Raw genomic sequence first — 19,351 nt, forward strand, 5'->3', positions numbered from 1 at the left:
CTCGGAACGTCAGCGGGGGTCAGGCTGTTTTTAGCAGACGCGCGTAAAAGAAACCGTCAGCATCGCTGTCACCCGGCAGTCGCTGGCGCGCGATCCCCTCGCAGTCCAGGCCGAATGTGTCATCCAGAGGCTGTGCCACCGCGTCCGGATGCCACTTCAGGAAGGCCCGCACCTGATCGACGTTCTCGGCGCGCAGGATCGAACAGGTGGCGTACAAAAGCACGCCGCCCGGGCGCAGCATCGACCAGCAGGCCTCCAGCAGGCGGGCCTGCACGCCGACCAGCGCATCGATATCCTCGGCGCGGCGGTGGAACATCACGTCCGGCTGGCGGCGGATCACGCCGGTGGCCGAACACGGCGCATCCAGCAGGATGGCGTCGAACGGGGTGCCATCCCACCAGGCACCGGGGTCGCTGGCATCGGCCACCCGGGTCTGCGCCCCGTCACCCACACCGGTGCGGGTGTAGGTATCGCGGGCACGCGCCAGGCGGCGCGCATCGATATCCAGCGCCAGCAGGCGCAGGCTCGGGTCACGTTCCAGCAGGTGCGCCGACTTGCCACCCGGTGCCGCGCAGGCGTCCAGCACGCGGGCGCCGGACGCCGGTGCCAGCGCGTCCGCCGCACATTGCGCCGACAGGTCCTGCACCGACAGCGCACCGTCGGCGAACCCCGGCAGCTGGTTCACCGCGATCGGCGCCGCCAGGCGCAGCGCGTCGGCGCTGAGCGGGCTGGCTTCGGCGGCAATGCCGGCCTCGGCCAGCGTGGCCAGCGCCTTGTCACGCCCCCCCTGTTGGCGGTTGGCCCGCAGCCACAACGGCGCCGGCTGCAGGCTGGCGGCGAAGATCGCCTCGGCCTGGGCCGGCCAGTCGCGCTCGACGGCATCGGCCAGCCACTCCGGGAAGGCATCGCGCGCCGGCTGTTCCGGGAATCCCTCACGCTGCGCGCGGCGCAGGATCGCGTTGACCAGGCCGGCCTGGCGCTCACGGCCCAGCGCGCGGGCGGCGTCGACCGTGGCCGACAGCGCCGCATGCGCCGGCAGTTCCAGCACGTCCAGCTGGGCGAAGCCCACCATCAACAGGGTGCGCAGGTCGGCGTCGCGTGCCGACAGCGGCTTCTGCATCCACGACTGCAAGGCCGCGTCATAGGTACTACGACGGCGCAGGACTGCAAAGCACAGCGCTTCCAGCAGCGCACGATCGCGGCTGTCGGCCAGCTTGGGCAGCGCCCAGGCCAGTTCCGCCTTCAGCGAGCGGCCACGGGTGAACACCTGCGCCAGCACGCGTGCGGCCAGCATGCGGGTGGCCGCGCCCGGCGCCGCCTTGGCGACGGAGAAATCATTCTGCTTCGACACCGCTTATGCCCCCACGTGCAGGTCGCGGCGGGCATTGAGGTAGTCGGCGGCGGTGATCGCCTTGCCGCCTTCGCGCTGCAGCGTGCGCAGGCGCAGCGCGCCCTGGCCGCAGGCGATGTCGATGCCATCGCGGCTGGCCGCCAGCACCGTCCCCGGCGCCTGGCCATGGGCCAGGTCAAGGGCGACCGCGCCGTGGATGCGCACGCGCTCGCCGGCCAGCGTGGCCTCGGCGATCGGCCACGGATTGAAGGCACGCACGGTGCGCGCCAGTGCATCGGCGTCCTGCGCCCAGTCCAGGCGGGCTTCGGCCTTGTCCAGCTTGTGCGCGTAGGTCACGCCCTGCTCGGGCTGCGGCCGCGCGATCGGCTTGATGCCGGCACGCAGCAGGCCCAGGCCGTCGGACAGCACCTGTGCGCCCAGTTCGGCCAGCTTGTCATGCAGCTGGCCGCCGGTATCGGTGGCCGCGATCGGCAGCTCCTGGTGCAGCAGCACCGGGCCGGTATCCAGGCCGGCTTCCATCTGCATCAGGCACACGCCGGTCTTTGCATCACCGGCCTGGATCGCGCGCTGGATCGGCGCGGCACCGCGCCAGCGCGGCAGCAGCGAGGCATGCACGTTCCAGCAGCCGTGGGTCGGGATCGCCAGTACCGCCTTGGGCAGGATCAGACCGTAGGCCACCACCACCATCAGGTCCGGCTGCAGGTCGCGCAGCTGCTGCTGGGCAGCCTCATCCTTCAGCGATTCGGGCTGGTAGACCGGAATGCCACGGGCCACGGCCTCGAGCTTGACCGGCGACGGCGCCAGGCCACGGCCGCGGCCGGCCGGGCGATCAGGCTGGGTATAGACGGCCACGACCTCATGGTGGCGCGCCGCAGCGCGCAGCGACGACACCGCGAATTCCGGCGTACCGGCAAAGACAATCCTCATGGCTACCCCACTTGCAGGATGGATTCGTGCAGGAAAGAAAACGGCGCCGTCGGCCGGCGCCGTACAGCCCGCGCGCGTCGCGCAGGCACGGGCCACCCGAAGGGCGGCCCGGATTGGCGATCACGCCACGTGCTTGCGCTGCTTGGCCAGCTTCTTGCGGACCATCTCGCGCTTGAGCGGCGACAGATAGTCGATGAACAGCTTGCCGTCCAGGTGGTCCATCTCGTGCTGGATGCAGGTGGCCAGCACTTCGCCGGCCTCCAGCTGCTGCTCCTGGCCGTTGCGGTCCAGGTACTTCACGGTGATGGTATCGGCGCGGGTCACGTCGGCGAAGATGCCCGGGACCGACAGGCAGCCCTCCTGGTACACCCGCCCCCCGTCCTTGGCGACGATTTCCGGGTTGATGAACACATGCGGTTCATTCTTCTCTTCGCTGACATCGATGACCATGAAGCGCTTGTGCACGTCCACCTGGGTGGCGGCCAGGCCGATGCCCGGGGCGTCGTACATGGTCAGGAACATGTTGTCGATCAGTTCCTGGAAGGCCGGCGTGGTGACTTCGGCGGCTTCGATCAACGCAGCCTTGGTACGCAGGCGCGGATCGGGGAACTCGAGAATGGGGAGAAGGGCCATAGCTGTTTCCGGATAGGGGGCCGGCACGCCGGCATACGTCGCAGATTCTAGCTCCAACGCTTGCCTTGCGCCCCGGTTTCTGGACTATAGTGCGCGGACCTGTTGGGGAATCAGGGCTTCACACCTATGTTGCTTCGTTTTCGTACGGTCGTCGCCGCGGCGATGCTGACCGTGGCTGCCTATGCTACCGCCGTGGAAGTGAATGGCGGGCACCCGGACACCTATGTGGTCCGAAAAGGGGATACGTTGTGGGATATCGCCGCACGTTTCCTGCAGAAGCCTTGGCTGTGGCCGGAGATCTGGCAAGCCAATCCGCAGATCGCCAACCCGCACCTGATCTATCCAGGTGACGTGCTGAGCCTGGCCTACCTGGACCGGGTGACCGTGTCCCAGGCCGGTCCGCGCCAGGAGGCCCCGATCGACGCCATTCCGCTGGCCCAGGTCGAGCCGTTCCTGAAGCAGCTGAGCGTTGTCGACAGCGTCAAGCAGCTGCCCTACGTGGTCGGCCTGGAGGACAGCCGCCTGCGCGTGTCCGGCGGCGACACCGTCTACGTGCGCCTGGCTGATGCCCAGGTGGGCCAGCGCTGGGCCGTGGTACGCCCGACCGTGCGTTACGCCCAGCCCAAGCCGACCGAGGACCTGACCGCCAATGGCGACGTCACCCCGGGCAGCGGCAACCTGTGGAAGGCCTACAACGCGCCCAACGCCCGCCGTGGCGTGCTCGGCTACGAGCTGGCCCAGGTCGCCACCGGCACCATCACCCAGATCGCCGGCGGCAAGGTCGAGGCCTCCACGCTGGTGCTGGACAAGAACGTCGGCGGCCGCGAAGTGCGCGCCGGCGACCGCCTGGTGCCGGTCGAAGCCAGGCCGTACGACCTGCAGTTCGTGCCCCACGTGCCCGCCGCGGGTGTCGAGGGCGTGGACGTGCGCGTGCTGGCCGTCACCGACATGTTCACCGCCGGTGGTCCGCGCGACGTGATCGCGATCTCGGCCGGCCGCGCCCAGGGCGTGGACAACGGCACCGTGTTCTCGCTGTGGCGCCCGGGCCGCCATGTGGCGCACCGCATGAAGTATCCGACCTCCTCGCGCATGGACGACTCGCTCAGCACCGGCGCGGGCCGGGTCTCGCTGCCGGACGAATACGCCGCGCATGCGATGGTGTTCCGCACCTTCGACAACGTCAGCTACGCGCTGGTGATGCAGGGCGTGAAGCCGGTGCGGGTGGGCTACAACGCGCTGCACCCGGACGCGAAGTAACGGTTGCCGGGCTGCCCCGGCCACCGCAGGGAGTGCCGGCCGCGGACCGGCAGGCACCTCCGGCAAAACCTGACAGCCACGCGCGAAGGCGCCCTAGGGCGCCTTTGTTGCGTGCGGCCGATAGTGGGGGATGACCACGCATGCATATGAGGCGCTGCTGCGCCTGCTGATGGCGGGAGGTGCACTGGCGCCCCGACGGGCCCTGCTGCAGGCCGCGGGCGATGCGGAAGCCGCCATCGCGCAAGGCACTGCGACCTGGCGCGCGCACGGTTGCACGCCGGAGCAGTGCGCCGCGCTGGACCGCCCCGATACCCGGGCCTGGACAGCCGCCCGGCGCTGGCTGGAACAGGACAACCATCACCTGCTGCCCTGCACCGATCCGGCCTTTCCGCCATCACTGCTGGAGGTACCCAATCCGCCGCTGGCCCTGTTCGTGGCCGGCGACCCCAGCCTGGCCTGGCGCCCCTCGGTGGCGCTGGTCGGCAGCCGCTCACCCACCCCGGGCGGGCGCGCACTGGCCGCACGTTTTGCCGGCTGCTTCGTCGAGGCGGGCCTGGCGGTGACCAGTGGCCTGGCCGCAGGCATCGATGCGGCCGCGCACCAGGCCACGCTGGAGGCCGGCGGCTGCACCGTGGCGGTGATCGGCACCGGCCCTGACCGGGCCTATCCGGACAGCCACGCCCGGCTGCAGGCGCGGATCGCCGCCGAAGGCGTGGTGCTCAGCGAGTACCTGCCGGGCACGGCTGCCCGCCCCGGCCACTTCCCCGCGCGCAACCGGCTGGTGGCCGGGCTGGCGCTGGCCACGGTGGTGGTCGAGGCCGCCCAGCGCTCGGGCGCGCTGATCACCGCGCGCCTGGCCGCCGAGGCGGGCCGCGAGGTCTGTGCCCTGCCCGGGTCGGTGCTCAACCCACGTGCGGCCGGCTGCCACCGCCTGATCCGTGAGGGCGCGGCGCTGGTCGAGCGTCCCGAGGAGGTCCTGGAACTGCTCGCCCCCGCCCTTCGCCAGCAACTGCCGGGCTTGCAATCGCGGTTGGCCACCCCCACTGAACAGGCACCGCCGGCGCTCCTGCCGGCGCGCTGGGCCGACGACCCTGACTACCAGTGCTTGTGGCGGGCCCTGGACCACAACCCAAGCGGTATGGATTCACTGATCACGCGCTGTGGATTGACGGCGTCACAGGTGTCCTCCATGCTGCTGGCCATGGAACTGGCGGGAATCGTGGTGTGCGTACACGGCCGCTACTGTCGAACTCCCTAGTTTCTTCACCTCCACAGCGTCGCGCGACGCAGGCCGAGGGGCAATGAAAGAGAGCATCCTGGACGTACTGCTGTACCTGTTTGAACACTATTTCAGCGAAGATGCGGACCTGATCCGTGACCGCGATTCGCTCCAGAACGGCCTGATCCAGGCCGGTTTCAGCCCCACCGAGATCAACAAGGCGTTCGACTGGCTCGATGCCCTGGCTGCGCAGCGGCCGAGCGTGGCCCAGGCGCGGGTCGATGGCCCCGTGCGCATCTACCATGGCCCCGAGCTGGACAAGCTGGACGTGGAATGCCGCGGCTTCCTGCTGTACCTGGAACAGCACGGCATCCTCGACGCCGATCAGCGCGAGCTGGTGCTGGACCGGGCGATGGCCCTGGACCAGGACGAACTGGACCTGGACGACCTGAAGTGGGTCGTGCTGATGGTGCTGTTCAACCAGCCCGGCTCCGAAGCGGCCTATGCCTGGATGGAGACGCAGATGTTCATGGACGAGCCAGAACCCCTGCACTGACCGTACACTTGGGGGCATAGCGCATTCAGGAGCGTCCCCGTGAGCGAGTGGTTCCACGCAGAAGGCAACCGGCAGCAAGGCCCGCTGCCGGCGGAACAGTTGGTCGAGTTGTTCCGCAACAACCAGATCTCCCTGGACACCCTGGTCTGGCGCGACGGCCTGCCGCAATGGCAGCCGTTGCGCAGCGTCGTCGACGAGCTGGGCCTGATCGTGCCGGCACTGGACGTCGCCGCGCCGGCCGTGGAACCCGAGCCGGAACCCGAACCGGAACCGGTGGCGCCGCCTCCGCCGCAGCCACCGGTGCTGCCACCGTCCACGCCCTATGCCACGCAGACCCCGGCCGGGGTGCTACCGCCCCCGAAAAAGAAGCTCTCCGGTTGCGCCCTGACCGCGATCATCGGCGGCGGCCTGCTGCTGGTGCTGGTGCCGATCGTGGCCATCCTCGCGGCGATCGCCCTGCCCGCGTACAACGACTACACCGTGCGTGCCAAGGTCGCCACCGCGGTCAATGCCCTGCAGCCGCTGAAACAGCAGGTGCAGCACTTCGCCGACGACGAAGGCCGCTGCCCCGGTGCCAACGATGCCGGTTTCCCGGCCCCGGGTGATTTCACCCAGGCCGGCCTGTCGGCGGTGAACATCGGCCGCTTCAACAACGGCCACTGTGGCATCGAAGCAACGCTGGCCGTGCCTGGCAAGAGCCTCGATGGCGACCTGCTGTGGCTGGAATATGATCGCGACAGCGGCCGCTGGGAATGCAGCGGTGAAAGCGACGACAAGTACCTGCCGCCGTCGTGCCGCGGCTGAGCCACGCGCACGGCAGCACCTCCAAGGACGATCCAACAGGGAACATGCAATGACTGAGTGGTACTACGCCGAAGGACAGCAACGCCAGGGCCCGCTGCCGGTCCAGGAAATCCGCCAGCGCTTCCAGCGCGGCGAACTGAACCTGGACACCCTGGTCTGGCGCGAAGGCATGGCCCAGTGGGCTGCACTGCGCCAGGTGGTCGATGAGCTTGGCCTGCAGACGCTGGCCGACGCCAGCACGGCCACCGCCAGTGGCGGCTTCGACCTGCGCAGCGACTACGCCGCCATCGACAACGGCACCGCACCGCTGCCTGGCACGGGTGCGCTCAGCAGCTCGCCCTACAGCGCGCCGGCCGCTGCCGGTGCCGGTGGCCCGCAGCCGGTGATCGGCGGCGAGGTGGTCTATGCCGGCTTCTGGAAGCGCGTAGCGGCGTACATGATCGACTACTTCGTGCTGGCCATTCCGGGCGGCATCATCGGCGCCATCATCGGCGTGGTGCTTGGCGCCAGCATGGGCGCGGTGGGCAGTGGCGAGACCTCCATCGAAATCGTCGCGCAGGTGGCCAGCGCGCTGATCAACATGGCCATCGGCGTTGCCTACTACACCTGGTTCCATTCCTCGCAGGGTGGCGCCACGCTGGGCAAGATGGCGGTCGGCATCAAGGTCGTGCGCAGCAACGGTGACCGCCTGACCAAGGGCCGCGCCTTCGGTCGCTACTGGGCCATGCTGCTGAGCAGCTTCACCCTCGGCATCGGCTTCCTGATGGCCGCCTTCACCGAGCGCAAGCAGGGCCTGCACGACATGATCTGCGACACCCTGGTGGTCGATCGCTGGGCCTACACCGACCAGCCGCACCTGCAGCGCCATGAGCTGGGTACGGTCACCATCGTGATCCTGGTGCTGACCGGCCTGCTGTCGCTGGCGGGCCTGGTGCTGCTGGTGGCCGCGGTCGGCTTCATCGCCAAGATGGCCTCATGAACGGCCATCCTCACGTCTGGCTGCTTGACACGGGCTGGCCGGGCGTGATTCCTCTAATAAGGTGAAACCTGAACGCCCGGCACACTACCGGGCGTTCAGCGTATTGATTTGTCCGTGGCCGCTTCACTAATGCGGCCGTTTGCTCCACCCTAGCGGCCCCTCCCCTGCGGCTCGCCCCACAGACACTGCTGCCATGCCCAAGCACCTGCTCATCGTCGAATCGCCGGCCAAGGCCAAGACGATCAACAAATACCTCGGCAAGGACTACACCGTCCTGGCCTCGTATGGGCATGTGCGTGACCTGATTCCGAAGGAAGGCGCGGTCGACCCGGACAACGGGTTCGCCATGCACTACGACGTGATCGACAAGAACGAAAAGCATGTCGACGCGATCGCCAAGGCCGCCAAGGGCGCCGACGACATCCTGCTGGCAACCGACCCGGATCGCGAGGGTGAAGCGATCAGCTGGCATATCGCCGAGATCCTGAAGGAACGCGGGCTGGTCAAGGACAAGCCGATGCAGCGCGTGGTGTTCACCGAGATCACCCCGCGCGCCATCAAGGAAGCGATCAGCCAGCCGCGCGCGATCGCCAGCGACCTGGTCGATGCCCAGCAGGCGCGCCGCGCGCTGGACTACCTGGTCGGCTTCAACCTGTCGCCGGTGCTGTGGCGCAAGGTCCAGCGCGGCCTGTCCGCCGGCCGCGTGCAGAGCCCGGCGCTGCGCATGATCGTCGAGCGCGAGGAAGAGATCGAAGCCTTCATCGCCCGCGAGTACTGGTCGATCGCCGCCGAGTGCGCACACCCGTCGCAGCACTTCAACGCCAAGCTGATCAAGCTGGACGGGCAGAAGTTCGAACAGTTCACCATCACCGACGGCGACACCGCCGAGGCCGCCCGCCTGCGCATCCAGCAGGCCGCGCAGGGCTCGCTGCATGTCACCGACGTGGCCAGCAAGGAGCGCAAGCGCCGCCCGGCACCGCCGTTCACCACCTCCACCCTGCAGCAGGAAGCCTCGCGCAAGCTCGGCTTCACCACCCGCAAGACCATGCAGGTGGCGCAGAAGCTGTACGAAGGCGTGGCGATCGGTGACGAAGGCACCGTCGGCCTGATCTCGTACATGCGTACCGACTCGGTGAACCTGTCGCAGGACGCGCTGGCCGAAATCCGCGACGTGATCGCCCGTGATTACGGCATCGCCTCGCTGCCTGACCAGCCGAACACCTACCAGACCAAGTCGAAGAACGCCCAGGAAGCGCACGAAGCGGTGCGCCCGACCTCGGCCCTGCGCACCCCGGCCCAGGTGGCGCGCTTCCTGACCGAAGACGAGCGCCGCCTGTACGAACTGATCTGGAAGCGCGCAGTCGCCTGCCAGATGATTCCGGCCACGCTCAACACGGTCAGCGTCGACCTGTCGGCTGGCAGCGAGCACGTGTTCCGTGCCAGCGGCACCACCGTGGTGGTGCCCGGCTTCCTCGCCGTATACGAGGAAGGCAAGGACAACAAGAGCGCCGAAGACGAAGACGAAGGCCGCAAGCTGCCGGCGATGAAGCCTGGCGACCGCGTGCCGCTGGAACGCATCCAGGCCGAGCAGCATTTCACCCAGCCGCCGCCGCGCTACACCGAAGCGGCGCTGGTGAAGGCGCTGGAAGAGTACGGCATCGGCCGTCCCTCGACCTACGCCTCGATCATCCAGACCCTGCTGTTCCGCAAGTACGTGGAAATGGAAGGCCGCAGCTTCCGTCCGTCCGACGTCGGCCGCGCGGTGTCCAAGTTCCTGTCCAGCCACTTCACCCGGTACGTGGACTACGACTTCACCGCCAAGCTCGAAGACGAGCTCGACGCCGTCTCGCGTGGCGAAGAAGAGTGGATCCCGCTGATGGCCCGCTTCTGGGAGCCGTTCAAGGAGCTGGTGGAAGACAAGAAGGAATCGGTGGACCGTGCCCAGGCCAGTGGCGCGCGCGAGCTCGGCACCGACCCGAAGACCGGCAAGCCGGTCAGCGTGCGGCTGGGCCGCTTCGGGCCTTACGCCGCCATCGGCAGCACCGCCGAGGACGCCGAGGAGAAGCCGAAGTTCGCCTCGCTGCGCCCCGGCCAGTCGATGCACACCATCTCGCTGGAAGACGCGCTGGAACTGTTCCTGATGCCACGCGCGCTGGGCGAGGACAACGGCGAGCCGGTCAGCGTCGGCATCGGCCGCTTCGGCCCGTTCGCCAAGCGCGGCAGCACCTATGCCTCGCTGAAGAAGGAAGACGACCCGTACACCATCGACCTGGCCCGCGCCGTGTTCCTGATCGAAGAGAAGGAAGAGATCGCGCGCAACCGGATCATCAAGGAGTTCGAGGGCAGCGACATCCAGGTGCTGAACGGCCGCTTCGGCCCGTACATCAGCGACGGCAGGATGAACGGCAAGATCCCCAAGGATCGTGAGCCGGCCTCGCTGACCCTGGCCGAAGTGCAGCAGCTGATGGAAGAGACCGGCAAGCCGGTGCGCAAGGGCTTCGGCGCCAAGAAGGCCGCTGCGAAGAAGGCACCGGCCAAGAAGGCGGCGGTGAAGAAGGAAGCCGCGCCGAAGAAGGCCGCCGCAAAGAAAGCGCCTGCCAAGAAGGCCCCGGCCAAGAAAGCAGTAAAGAAGGCGGCCGCAAAGAAGGCCCCGGCGAAGAAGGCCGCTGCCAAGAAGTAGATCCACGCCATGCGTGGATGAGGGTCAAGGTGTGCGGACCAACGGTCCGCACCTACGGTCCGCACCTACCGTCCGCACCCACCACCCCTTCTGCACGCGGCAGGGGGATAATGAAGGCCCACGTCGGGCCGGTCGCCGCCATGAAAGAACTCACCCTGGACTCTGCTGTCGCCACGCTCCGCGCCGGCGGCGTGATCGCCTATCCGACCGAAGCGGTCTGGGGCCTGGGCTGCGATCCGTCGCATGAGGCGGCGGTGCACATGGTGCTGCGGCTGAAGCAGCGCCCGATCGAGAAGGGCATGATCCTGGTCGCCGCCGAACTGTCGCAGCTGGAGGGCTGGGTGCGCCTGCAGGCGCTGCCCGACGCCCGCCAGCGTGCGGTTCTGGCCAGCTGGCCGGGCGCCAACACCTGGATCCTGCCGGCCGGTCCGCGCGCCCAACCGTGGGTCACCGGTGAACACAGCGGCATCGCCGTACGCATCAGCGCCCACCCACTGGTCGCCGCCCTGTGCCGCGCCTGGGGTGGCCCCCTGGTCTCCACCAGCGCCAACCTGGCCGGTGAACCACCGGCACGCAGCCGTGCCGAGCTGGATCCGCGCCTGTTGCGCCTGCTCGATGGCATCCTTGATGGCGAGACCGGCGGCCTGGCCCAGCCAACCCCGATCCGCGACGCGCTCAGCGGCAACGTGCTGCGCTCCTGAACCGACGATTGCACTGCCGCGTACAATCGCGCACCCTGCCGCCATGAACCTGCTGCGCACCGCCCTGGGCCTGTGCCTGTTGCTGCCATGGACCGCACCGGCCGCCGAGGACGTGCGCGTGTACCGCTGTGTCGCCAGCAACGGCGCCGTGGCCCTGCAGGACAAGCCATGCAGCAGTGGTCGGCAGGAAGTGCGTGACCTGCAGCGCCCGCGCGACCCGGCACCACGGGTGGTGCGCAGCGACGCGACAGCCGCGCCGCCGGATGAGGCGCCGGTGATGCGTGATCGCGAGGTCCGTCACGTCTACATCCAGCCGCCGCAGCCGTTGTACGAGTGCGTGAGCGACGACGGTCGTCGCTACACCAGCGACAACAACGAGGGCAATCCGCGCTGGGTACCGTTGTGGACCAGCGTCTGGCTTCCGCACGGGCACCACGGCCCGGTCCATCCCGGCCCACGCCCGGCCTTCGGCACGCCGGTCGGCACCCCCATCGGTGAAGGAACCGGCTACCGGCCGCCCGCGGTGGGTGTCGGTGTGCAGGTCCCGGCCGGCAGCGTGCTGGTCCGCGACAGCTGTCATGCCCTGCCGCCGCAGGAAGTCTGTGCGCGCCTGCGTGACCGCCGCTGGGAACTCGATCGTCGCTACAACAGTGCGCTGCAGAGCGAGCGCACTGCCATCAGCAACGAACAGCGTGGCATCGACGCACGACTGTCGCGGGACTGCGAACGCTGAGCGCAGCGCCTGCCGTGGCATGTACGCTGTGCACATGAAGAACCTGATCTGGCTGGCCATGGGCCTGTTCGCCGGCAACGCAGTGGCCGACGACGGGGTGATCTACCGCTGTACTTCCAGCAGCAGCGATGTGCCCACCCTGCAACGTACGCCCTGCCCTGCCGGCAGCAAGCAGCAGGTGGTGCGGATTCCGGCGGCCACCAGTGCGCCACCTGCGCCGGCCACACCAGCCCCGGTGCCGCCGCCACCCGAACCGGCGACGGCGGGTACATCGCCCGCTTCGGCGCCCAGCCCCCGCCGCCCCGGCGAAGGACGCACGATCATGGAAGCCGGCATGGTCGAACGCGAAGGCGGCGATCTGATACTCGACAGTGCATCGCTGCCACGCCAGGCCGATGCCGCGCCGGACAGCAATGCGCCGCCGAAACCGCCGCTGCCACCGATCTTCCAGTGCACCGACAGCCAGGGCGGGGGCTATCTGCACGAATACGAAGCTGCTCCCGGCCGCTGCGAACTGATGACCGTGCAGGGTCTGGGCGGCGCCACCCCGGTCAACGCCGCCGGCTGCGAAGTGGTGCGCGACCGCTGCGAGGAACTGCCGGAGGCGCAGCGCTGCAGCAGCTGGCAGCAACGCTTCCGCGACGCGCGCGGCCGTGAACGGTTCGCCTCGCCGGAAAACCGCGACAACGCCCGTGGGGAACGCGAACGGCTGCAGGGCGTGCTGGAGGCCAGCAACTGCCCGGTACCGGGGTGACAGCCACCGGTAGTGCCGGCCGCTGGCCGGCAACTGCAATCATCTGAAGATCCTGTGGTTGCCGGCCAGCGGCCGGCACTACCACCGCATGATCAGAAGCCGTAACGCAGGAAACCGCCATCCACTGCGATGCATTCGCCGGTGACATAGCTGGCCGCCGGCAGGCACAGGAAGCCCACGGCCGCGGCCACTTCCTCCGGCTCGCCGATGCGGCGCATCGGCGTGCGGTTGATCACTTCTTCGTAGTAGTCCGGGTCCGACAATGGACCGGACGTGCGCCGCGTGCGGATGTACCAGGGCGCCACCGCGTTGACCCGGATGCCATCCTCGGCCCACTCGACGGCCAGGTTGCGGGTCATCTGGTGCATCGCGGCCTTGGTCATGCCGTAGACCACACCACTGCGTACGTGGGTCAGCCCGGACACGCTGCCGACATTGACGATCGACGACGACGCGTGCCGGGCCAGCAGCGGATGCGCGTAGCGCGACAGCTCGAAGGCCGAGAACAGGTTGGTCTCGAAGATCTTGCGCCACTCGTCCTCGGAATACTCCGTGGCCGCCTTGGTGACGTTGCCACCGGCATTGTTGACCAGGATGTGCAGGCCATCACTGTGGTCTTCCACCCAGTCCAGGATCTGGCGGCGGTCCTCGTCATCGGAGACGTCGGCGGCCAGCGCATGCACCTGGTGCTGCGGATACACATCCAGCAGTTCGTCGCGCGCGGTCTCCAGCATGTCGATATCGCGGCCGACGATCATCAGATCGGCGCCGAGCCCCGCCAGTTCATGCGCGATGGCCAGGCCGATGCCGGCGCTGGCGCCGGTGATCAGGGCCGTCTGGCCGTCCAGGCGCCACCGTTGCTGGGTCATGTGTCCTCCGGGGCCGTGCCCACTGCATTTCAATGCCGCAAGGATACGCGCTCACGGCGGCGCTCGGCCGGGGATGCGACACTTGCCCATACGCCCACCGCGGAGAGCTGCCATGCGCATCCTGATCCTGTCCACGTCGCTGCTGGCCAGCCTGCTGCTGGCGGCCTGCCAGCGTCCGCCGACGCCGAACCCGGAGAAGCCACCGGTGCCACGAGCGATGTCGCGTGCGATCAACGAACCGCTGGACCGCGCCAAGGACGTGCAGAAAACCGTCGATGATGCCGCCGCGCGTGAGCGCAAGGCCGAGGCCGACGCGACGCAATGACCGGTGGGGTCAGAGCCCTTTGCGCTGCAAAGGGATCCGGCCCCATGAACGAAAACGCCCGGCCTGAGCCGGGCGTTTTCATTCGATACCGTTGCCGGTCAGAACCCGCAGAAGCAGTACGCCAGCGCCTTCACCGGTGCGCCATTGCCCTTCTCGCGGGCCGCGTTCTCGACGAAGCGCAGCTGCGTATCCACTTCCGGCATCGTGCGCGCCAGCATCATCCGCGCCATGCCCGAATCGGACAGCATCCAGGCACCGGCGCGACTGCCGGCGAAACCGCTGACGAACTGCGCGAACGGCGTGGCTGCCTTCTCGATGTAGCGCACGCGATAGGCATCGGCCTTGCCCAGCTTGGCGCGGCTGGCCGCATCGGCCACCGCATCCTTCAGGCCACCGAAGGCATCGACCAGGCCGCGTTCCTTGGCCTGTGCACCGCTCCACACGCGGCCGCGGGCCACCTCGTCCACGGCCTCGACCGGCTTCTTGCGGGCGTCGGCGACGTGACCGGTGAAGTCGGCGTAGCCCTTGTTGATCACCGTCTGGATGACCTGGCCCACGGCCGGGTCCATCGGGCGGGTGACGTCGAAGGCACCGGCAAAACGGGTGGTGCCGACGCCGTCGGTGTGCACGCCGATCTTGTCCAGCGCGCGGCTGAAGTTCGGCACCATGCCGAAGATGCCGATCGAACCGGTGATGGTCGACGGATCGGCATAGATGCGATCGGCATTCATGCTGATCCAGTAGCCACCGGAGGCGGCCAGGTCACCCATCGACACCACCACCGGCTTGCCGGCGGCCTGCAGCGCCACCACTTCGCGGCGGATCTGCTCGGAGGCGAACACTTCACCGCCCGGCGAATCCACGCGCAGCACCACCGACTTCACGTTGTCGTCGTCGCGCGCGGCGCGCAGCAGCGCCGAGGTCGACTCGCCACCGATGCGACCGGCCGGCAGGTCACCGCCACTGATTTCGCCGGCGGCCACCACCACGGCCACCTGCGGACGCGAGTCCACCGGGTTGCGGCGCGCGTCGAGCAGGGCCAGGTAGCGGCCGAAGTCGACGTTGCGGAAACCGCCATCGGCATCCTCGTCGGCCACGCCGCGCTCGATCATCAGATCCTCGAATTCCTCGCGGGTCTTCAGCGCGGTCACCAGCTTCTGCTGCAGGGCGAACTTGGCCAGGTCGCCACCGGCGGCAGCGATGCCTTCCGGCAGCGTGTCGATGCCGGCGGCCAGCTGCGCCGGATCCAGGCGGCGGGCCTTGGCGATGTCGCCCAGATAGCGCTGCCACACATCATTCATCCAGAACAGGTCGGCTTCCTTGGAGGCCGGCGACGCAGCATCGAGCACGTACGGCTCGGCCGCGGACTTGTACTCGCCCACCTTGAACAGGTGCACGTCCACGCCCAGCTTGTCCTGCAGGCCGGTGCGGAAGTACTGGCGGTAGCGGCCCAGGCCTTCGAGCACGACCGAACCCATCGGGTCCAGGTAGACCTCGTCGGCCTGCGCGGCCAGCAGGTACTGCGACTGGCCCATGCTCTCGCTGTAGGCCACCAGCTGCTTGCCGGAGGCGCGCAGGTCCTGCAGCGCGGCGGCCACTTCACGCAGCGAGGCGAAGCCGGACGGCTGCAGCTTGTCCAGCTCCAGCACCACGCGTTCGATCTTCTTGTCTTCCTTGGCCGACTCGATCACCCGCAGCAGGTCGCGCAGCTGGATCTCTTCGGCACCGTTGTCACCCACTGCCTTGGCCAGCGCGCGGCTGACCGGATCGGCACTGAACTGCTCGACCAGGCGGCCTTCCGGCGCGATCACGAGCGTCGTGCGGTCCTGCAGCGACTTGCTGGCACCGGCGCCCATGCCGGCGGCGATGACGAACATCACCAGCAGCAGGAACAGCAGGCCGAAGAACACCAGGTTGAGGATCAACCGGCGGGTGAAGTTCATGACGTCCCACAGCCCGATGAAGAAGCTGGCGACGGGATTGCGACGCGCCGGGGGCAGCGGGGGCACGGGTTGATTCATGGAACGCTCCGGATGGCTTCTTGCCGTGGTACCAGCATAGCCGGTGCCGCGTGATGCGGCATCGGACACAAGTCAGGGGATCGCCCGCCATGGGTCGGCAGGGCGGGCGGGACGATCAGGACAACATCGACTGGCCGATGCGCAGGCTGCTGCGGCGCAGGCGCCAGCCCATCAGGATGGCAGCGGCGGTCAGGCCGACGATCAGGCCGATCCACATGCCCTGCGGGCCCATGCCCAGCCCCAGGCCGAGGCCGGCGCCGAGCGGCATGCCCAGGCCCCAGTACGCGAACATGGCGATGAACATCGGCACGCGGGTGTCCTTCAGCCCGCGCAGCGCGCCGGCCGACAGCACCTGGATGCCGTCCGGGAACTGGAAGGTGGCCGCGTACAGCAGCAGGGTCGAGGCCAGCCCGGCCACCGCCAGGTCGTTGGTGTATACACCGACGATGGCATCGTGGCCGAACAGCAGCACCGCCGCCGACAACGTCTGCGTGCCCATGATGATCGCGTAACCGGCCCAGGCCGCGCGCCGCACGCCGAAGCCGTCACCACGGCCGACCGCATGGCCGACGCGCACGGTGGTGGCCTCGGCCACGCCCATCGGGATCATGAAGCACAGCTGGGCGACATTGATCGCGATCTGGTGCGCGGCCGCTTCATTGGCACCGAGGCGGCCGATCAGCAGCGCGGTGACGATGAACAGGCCGCCTTCCATCAGCACGGTGATGCCGATCGGCAGGCCGGTGCGCAGCAGCTCCCAGATCGCCTTCCAGCGCGGTCCTTCGAAGTGCGAGAACAGCTGCAGGCGGGCGAAGCGCTTGGTGAACCACAGGTAGGTGGCGAAGGCGATCGCCTGCAGCCACATCATCACCGCCGAGGCGATGCCCAGGCCTTCGGCGCCCATTTCCGGGAAGCCGAGCTTGCCGTTGGCCAGCACATAGCCCATCGGTGCCAGCACCAGCAGGCCACCGAAGCCGAGCAGCATGGTCGGCAGCGTCCAGTGCATGCCCTCGCTGAGATAGCGCATGCAGAAATACAGGGTCAGCGCAGGTCCGCCCCAGCGCACCGCATGCAGGAACGCGGTGGCCCCCGGCACGATGTCCGGCGCAATGCCGAATGCCGGCAGCAGCGGTGGCACCACGGTGAGGAAGGTGAACATGATCAGCCCCAGCCCCAGCGCCAGCCACAGTGCCTGGCGGAACAGCGGGCCGATCTCGCGCTCGCGGCCGGCGCCATGCAGCTGCGACACCGAGGCGGTGAGCGAGATCAGGGTGCCGATCGGAATCAGCATCGGCAGCCACAGCAGCGCCGTACCGATGGTGACGGCGGCCAGCGTGGCCGTGGCGTGGTGGCCGGCAATCACGTTGTCGACGAAGGAGATCAGACCGGTGGACACATGACCCAGCACGAGCGGCAGGGCGAGCAGACCGGTGGCGCCGACTTCCTTGCTGAAGCGCGGCGTGGAGGTTGCAGTAGACATAAGGTGCTTGACGCGAACTGCGGTTGCGCGCGAAGGGCACAGGCACCGGGTTGCGGGCGCCCATCTTACGCGGGCGGCGCGTGCATTCCCATGACATGGCGTGAATGCTGGGTTTCAGCCGCCCCACACAAAAAGGGGACGGAGGGGATTAAGTCGCATCCGGCACTAGCGGGCCTGAAACGACTTAATCCCCTCCGTCCCCTTTTTTACTGGCCGGCCTGGCGCTTGAGCCAGCTGTCGCGCTCGGCGGCGGGCACGGCGAGGAAGGCGCTGCGCACGGTGTCGCGTTCCTGCGGTGGCGTGCGCTGCGCGACCAGGGTCAGCTGGGCCAGCTGCGCCGGGCTGAGCTGGCGCAGTACGGCCAGCGCGGTCTCGCGCTGTTCCGGGGGCACGAAGCCGAACAAGCCATGCAGCTTGGGGAATTCCAGGCCCAGTTGCGGGCCCAGCCGCCACCCGTCGCGGAACGCCTGGTCCTGGTCGCGGAACTGTTGGCGCAGGCGCTGCTGCTGGTCCGCAGGCAGCGCATTGAATCGCGCAGCCGCCTGGCGGATACGCTCGCGCTCTCCTTCAGGCAACGCGCGCCACGCGGCGTAGTCGGCGCGGCGTTGGCGCTGTTGCTGCGCATCGAGCTGGGCGAAGGCAGCGGGTGCTGCCGTCGTCGATGCCGGCGAAGCCACCGGCGTGGCCGGCGACGACGGTGGCGGCAACGGCACGTTCAACGATTGCGGTGCCGCAGACAGCGACAACGGCAGGGCCAGCAACAGGCTGGCGAACCAGGACTTATTCATCGGCAGCAGCGGTTTCCAGCGTGGCGCTGGCCGGCTCCGGCCGGCTCGGCTTGGATTGCGATTCGTCTACCGGCAGCGGACCGCCCGCGGCAGTCCACGCGTACAGGTCGGCATCGGCCACCAGCGGGTAGTCGCGGTCGGCCAGCATCGTGGCGTCGTCCGTGGCCTGGGCCGTGGTCGCATCCGGGGTGGCGTTGACCTTGCTTGGTGGCAGGGCTTCCACCGTCACCGGACCGGCTTCGCCCACCACACCCTCCGGCAGCGGTGCATCACTGCCGAAGGAATGCCCCTGCCAGTAGCGCCAGCCCAGCGCTGCGGCCAACAGCACCGCCACGGTCACCAGCAGGATCAGCGGACCGCGCCAGCGCGGCTTGGCGTTCGTGCGACGGCGCTTGCCATGGGCGGCCGCACGCTCATCGCGCTGCGGTGCGCGCCAGCTCGAGGTCGGGGCTTCGTTGTGGGCGGCCGGTGCGGCGGGTTGCTGCAGCTGCTGCAGGCGCGCGGCCGGCAGCTCACGGATGCGCGCCTGCACCTGTTCGGCCAGCTGGCGCCAGGCCGAGGCATCCGGCTGGCCGTGGGCATCACGCGGGCAGGCGTCGGCCAGCAGGTGCTGGTAGCCGGCCTCGTCCTGGTCGAGCACGCGCATGGCGATGCCCTCATCCAGGCTGCCGCCCACCCGCAGCAGCAATGCCAGGCGCGGCAGCGGTGGCATCGCGCCCAGCGCGGCCAACGGCGGCCCCCACTGCCCGCCCGCCGGCTCGCGCAACGCCTGGCGCTGGCCCAGCAGGGTCCAGAAGCGGGTCGGCCACTGCGCCATCGGCAGATCGCTGGCGACGGCGGCAAAGGCGCGCATCACCGCCACCAGGGTCTGCTCGGCGCGCGCGGCATCGCCGCACTGCAGTTCAGCGACCACCAGGGCACGGCGCTCGACGCCACGCAGGAACGCCGACAGCGCGCCGGCCGCGGTCGAGGAAACAGGGGCGGGCACAGCCGTCATCGGTCACTCCAAAGGTCTGCCGGCATGATAGCGGCAGGCCATCGACGCCCGTAGGACTTGCGCCCACAGGCACTTCGTGCTGCAGGTTGTGCACAGCACCACGCCCCCGCAGCGGAAAACTGGGGCATCCAGCTGAATTCACTCTGTTTCAGCATTGTTTCACACTTAAGTTGTTGATTTTGAATGTTTCTACTATGTGGCGATTTTTTGACCAACCCAAGCGTGAGGCCGTCGCCATCGGCCTTCTGCGTTTCCGCTGACCGTTAACGCACAACGT

At 68.6% G+C, this 19,351-nt stretch carries 18 protein-coding genes; 10 read left to right on the forward strand and 8 right to left on the reverse strand.

The window, feature by feature from the left end; all coding sequences use genetic code 11:
* Nucleotides 1-19: 19 nt before the first annotated feature.
* The 3 genes from rsmB to def form a co-directional block, all read right to left on the reverse strand.
* Nucleotides 20-1,351 (reverse strand): 16S rRNA (cytosine(967)-C(5))-methyltransferase RsmB, encoded by a 1,332-nt coding sequence (gene rsmB, locus DFO63_RS09630; RefSeq protein WP_049443285.1) that lies wholly within the window; start codon nucleotides 1,349-1,351, stop codon nucleotides 20-22.
* Nucleotides 1,352-1,354: 3 nt separating this feature from the next.
* Nucleotides 1,355-2,278, reverse strand: coding sequence for a methionyl-tRNA formyltransferase (fmt, locus tag DFO63_RS09635; RefSeq protein WP_075676082.1), 924 nt, complete (start codon nucleotides 2,276-2,278; stop codon nucleotides 1,355-1,357).
* 120 nt (nucleotides 2,279-2,398) lie between these two features.
* Nucleotides 2,399-2,911 carry a peptide deformylase gene (gene def / locus DFO63_RS09640; protein ID WP_008267110.1) on the reverse strand — a complete coding sequence of 171 codons (513 nt, stop codon included), beginning with the start codon at nucleotides 2,909-2,911 and terminating at the stop codon, nucleotides 2,399-2,401.
* 126 nt (nucleotides 2,912-3,037) lie between these two features.
* Here def and DFO63_RS09645 point away from each other — a divergent pair, with 126 nt between their 5' ends.
* The 9 genes from DFO63_RS09645 to DFO63_RS09685 all read left to right on the forward strand — a co-directional run bounded on the left by DFO63_RS09645 (nucleotide 3,038) and on the right by DFO63_RS09685 (nucleotide 12,594).
* On the forward strand, nucleotides 3,038-4,168 hold the full coding sequence (locus tag DFO63_RS09645) for a LysM peptidoglycan-binding domain-containing protein (RefSeq protein WP_014038635.1): 1,131 nt from the start codon (nucleotides 3,038-3,040) through the stop codon (nucleotides 4,166-4,168).
* 130 nt (nucleotides 4,169-4,298) lie between these two features.
* Entirely contained in the window at nucleotides 4,299-5,426 is a 1,128-nt protein-coding gene (dprA, locus tag DFO63_RS09650; RefSeq protein ID WP_119006816.1) for a DNA-processing protein DprA, read from the forward strand.
* Nucleotides 5,427-5,469: 43 nt separating this feature from the next.
* Nucleotides 5,470-5,943: a DUF494 family protein gene (locus DFO63_RS09655; protein ID WP_005419622.1), complete on the forward strand. Its 474-nt coding sequence runs from the start codon at nucleotides 5,470-5,472 to the stop codon at nucleotides 5,941-5,943.
* A 39-nt stretch (nucleotides 5,944-5,982) separates the two neighbouring features.
* A complete protein-coding gene (locus tag DFO63_RS22435; RefSeq protein ID WP_119006817.1) occupies nucleotides 5,983-6,747 on the forward strand; it encodes a pilin in 765 nt (254 codons plus the stop codon).
* Nucleotides 6,748-6,796: 49 nt separating this feature from the next.
* Complete coding sequence (locus DFO63_RS09665) at nucleotides 6,797-7,726, forward strand: RDD family protein (protein ID WP_014038638.1); 930 nt, start codon at nucleotides 6,797-6,799, stop codon at nucleotides 7,724-7,726.
* Nucleotides 7,727-7,919: 193 nt separating this feature from the next.
* Nucleotides 7,920-10,406, forward strand: coding sequence for a DNA topoisomerase I (locus DFO63_RS09670; RefSeq protein WP_119006818.1), 2,487 nt, complete (start codon nucleotides 7,920-7,922; stop codon nucleotides 10,404-10,406).
* A 110-nt stretch (nucleotides 10,407-10,516) separates the two neighbouring features.
* The gene (locus DFO63_RS09675) at nucleotides 10,517-11,107 is read left to right on the forward strand and encodes a Sua5/YciO/YrdC/YwlC family protein (protein WP_080347457.1); all 591 of its coding nucleotides are present in this window, start codon (nucleotides 10,517-10,519) and stop codon (nucleotides 11,105-11,107) included.
* A gap of 43 nt (nucleotides 11,108-11,150) precedes the next feature.
* A complete protein-coding gene (locus DFO63_RS09680; protein WP_049443278.1) occupies nucleotides 11,151-11,840 on the forward strand; it encodes a hypothetical protein in 690 nt (229 codons plus the stop codon).
* Between the two features lie 34 nt (nucleotides 11,841-11,874).
* Nucleotides 11,875-12,594, forward strand: coding sequence for a hypothetical protein (locus tag DFO63_RS09685; RefSeq protein ID WP_049443325.1), 720 nt, complete (start codon nucleotides 11,875-11,877; stop codon nucleotides 12,592-12,594).
* Nucleotides 12,595-12,686: 92 nt separating this feature from the next.
* On the opposite strand, the gene DFO63_RS09690 is transcribed toward DFO63_RS09685, so the two are convergent.
* The gene (locus DFO63_RS09690) at nucleotides 12,687-13,463 is read right to left on the reverse strand and encodes an SDR family oxidoreductase (RefSeq protein ID WP_014038643.1); all 777 of its coding nucleotides are present in this window, start codon (nucleotides 13,461-13,463) and stop codon (nucleotides 12,687-12,689) included.
* Nucleotides 13,464-13,575: 112 nt separating this feature from the next.
* Between DFO63_RS09690 and DFO63_RS09695 the strand changes: the two genes are divergently transcribed.
* A complete protein-coding gene (locus tag DFO63_RS09695; RefSeq protein ID WP_014038644.1) occupies nucleotides 13,576-13,788 on the forward strand; it encodes a hypothetical protein in 213 nt (70 codons plus the stop codon).
* A 98-nt stretch (nucleotides 13,789-13,886) separates the two neighbouring features.
* Here the strand turns inward: DFO63_RS09695 and sppA are convergent, their stop codons facing one another.
* The 4 genes from sppA to DFO63_RS09715 form a co-directional block, all read right to left on the reverse strand.
* On the reverse strand, nucleotides 13,887-15,809 hold the full coding sequence (sppA, locus tag DFO63_RS09700) for a signal peptide peptidase SppA (protein WP_119006819.1): 1,923 nt from the start codon (nucleotides 15,807-15,809) through the stop codon (nucleotides 13,887-13,889).
* A gap of 115 nt (nucleotides 15,810-15,924) precedes the next feature.
* Nucleotides 15,925-17,289 (reverse strand): MATE family efflux transporter, encoded by a 1,365-nt coding sequence (locus tag DFO63_RS09705; protein WP_119006820.1) that lies wholly within the window; start codon nucleotides 17,287-17,289, stop codon nucleotides 15,925-15,927.
* A gap of 206 nt (nucleotides 17,290-17,495) precedes the next feature.
* Nucleotides 17,496-18,077, reverse strand: coding sequence for a DUF3106 domain-containing protein (locus tag DFO63_RS09710; RefSeq protein WP_049443277.1), 582 nt, complete (start codon nucleotides 18,075-18,077; stop codon nucleotides 17,496-17,498).
* Nucleotides 18,070-19,074 (reverse strand): hypothetical protein, encoded by a 1,005-nt coding sequence (locus DFO63_RS09715; RefSeq protein WP_049443276.1) that lies wholly within the window; start codon nucleotides 19,072-19,074, stop codon nucleotides 18,070-18,072. Before DFO63_RS09715 ends, DFO63_RS09710 begins: the two co-directional genes overlap by 8 nt.
* Between the last annotated feature and the right edge of the window lie 277 nt (nucleotides 19,075-19,351).

This window comes from Stenotrophomonas sp. AG209 (assembly GCF_003550055.1).
Taxonomy (GTDB): Bacteria; Pseudomonadota; Gammaproteobacteria; order Xanthomonadales; family Xanthomonadaceae; genus Stenotrophomonas.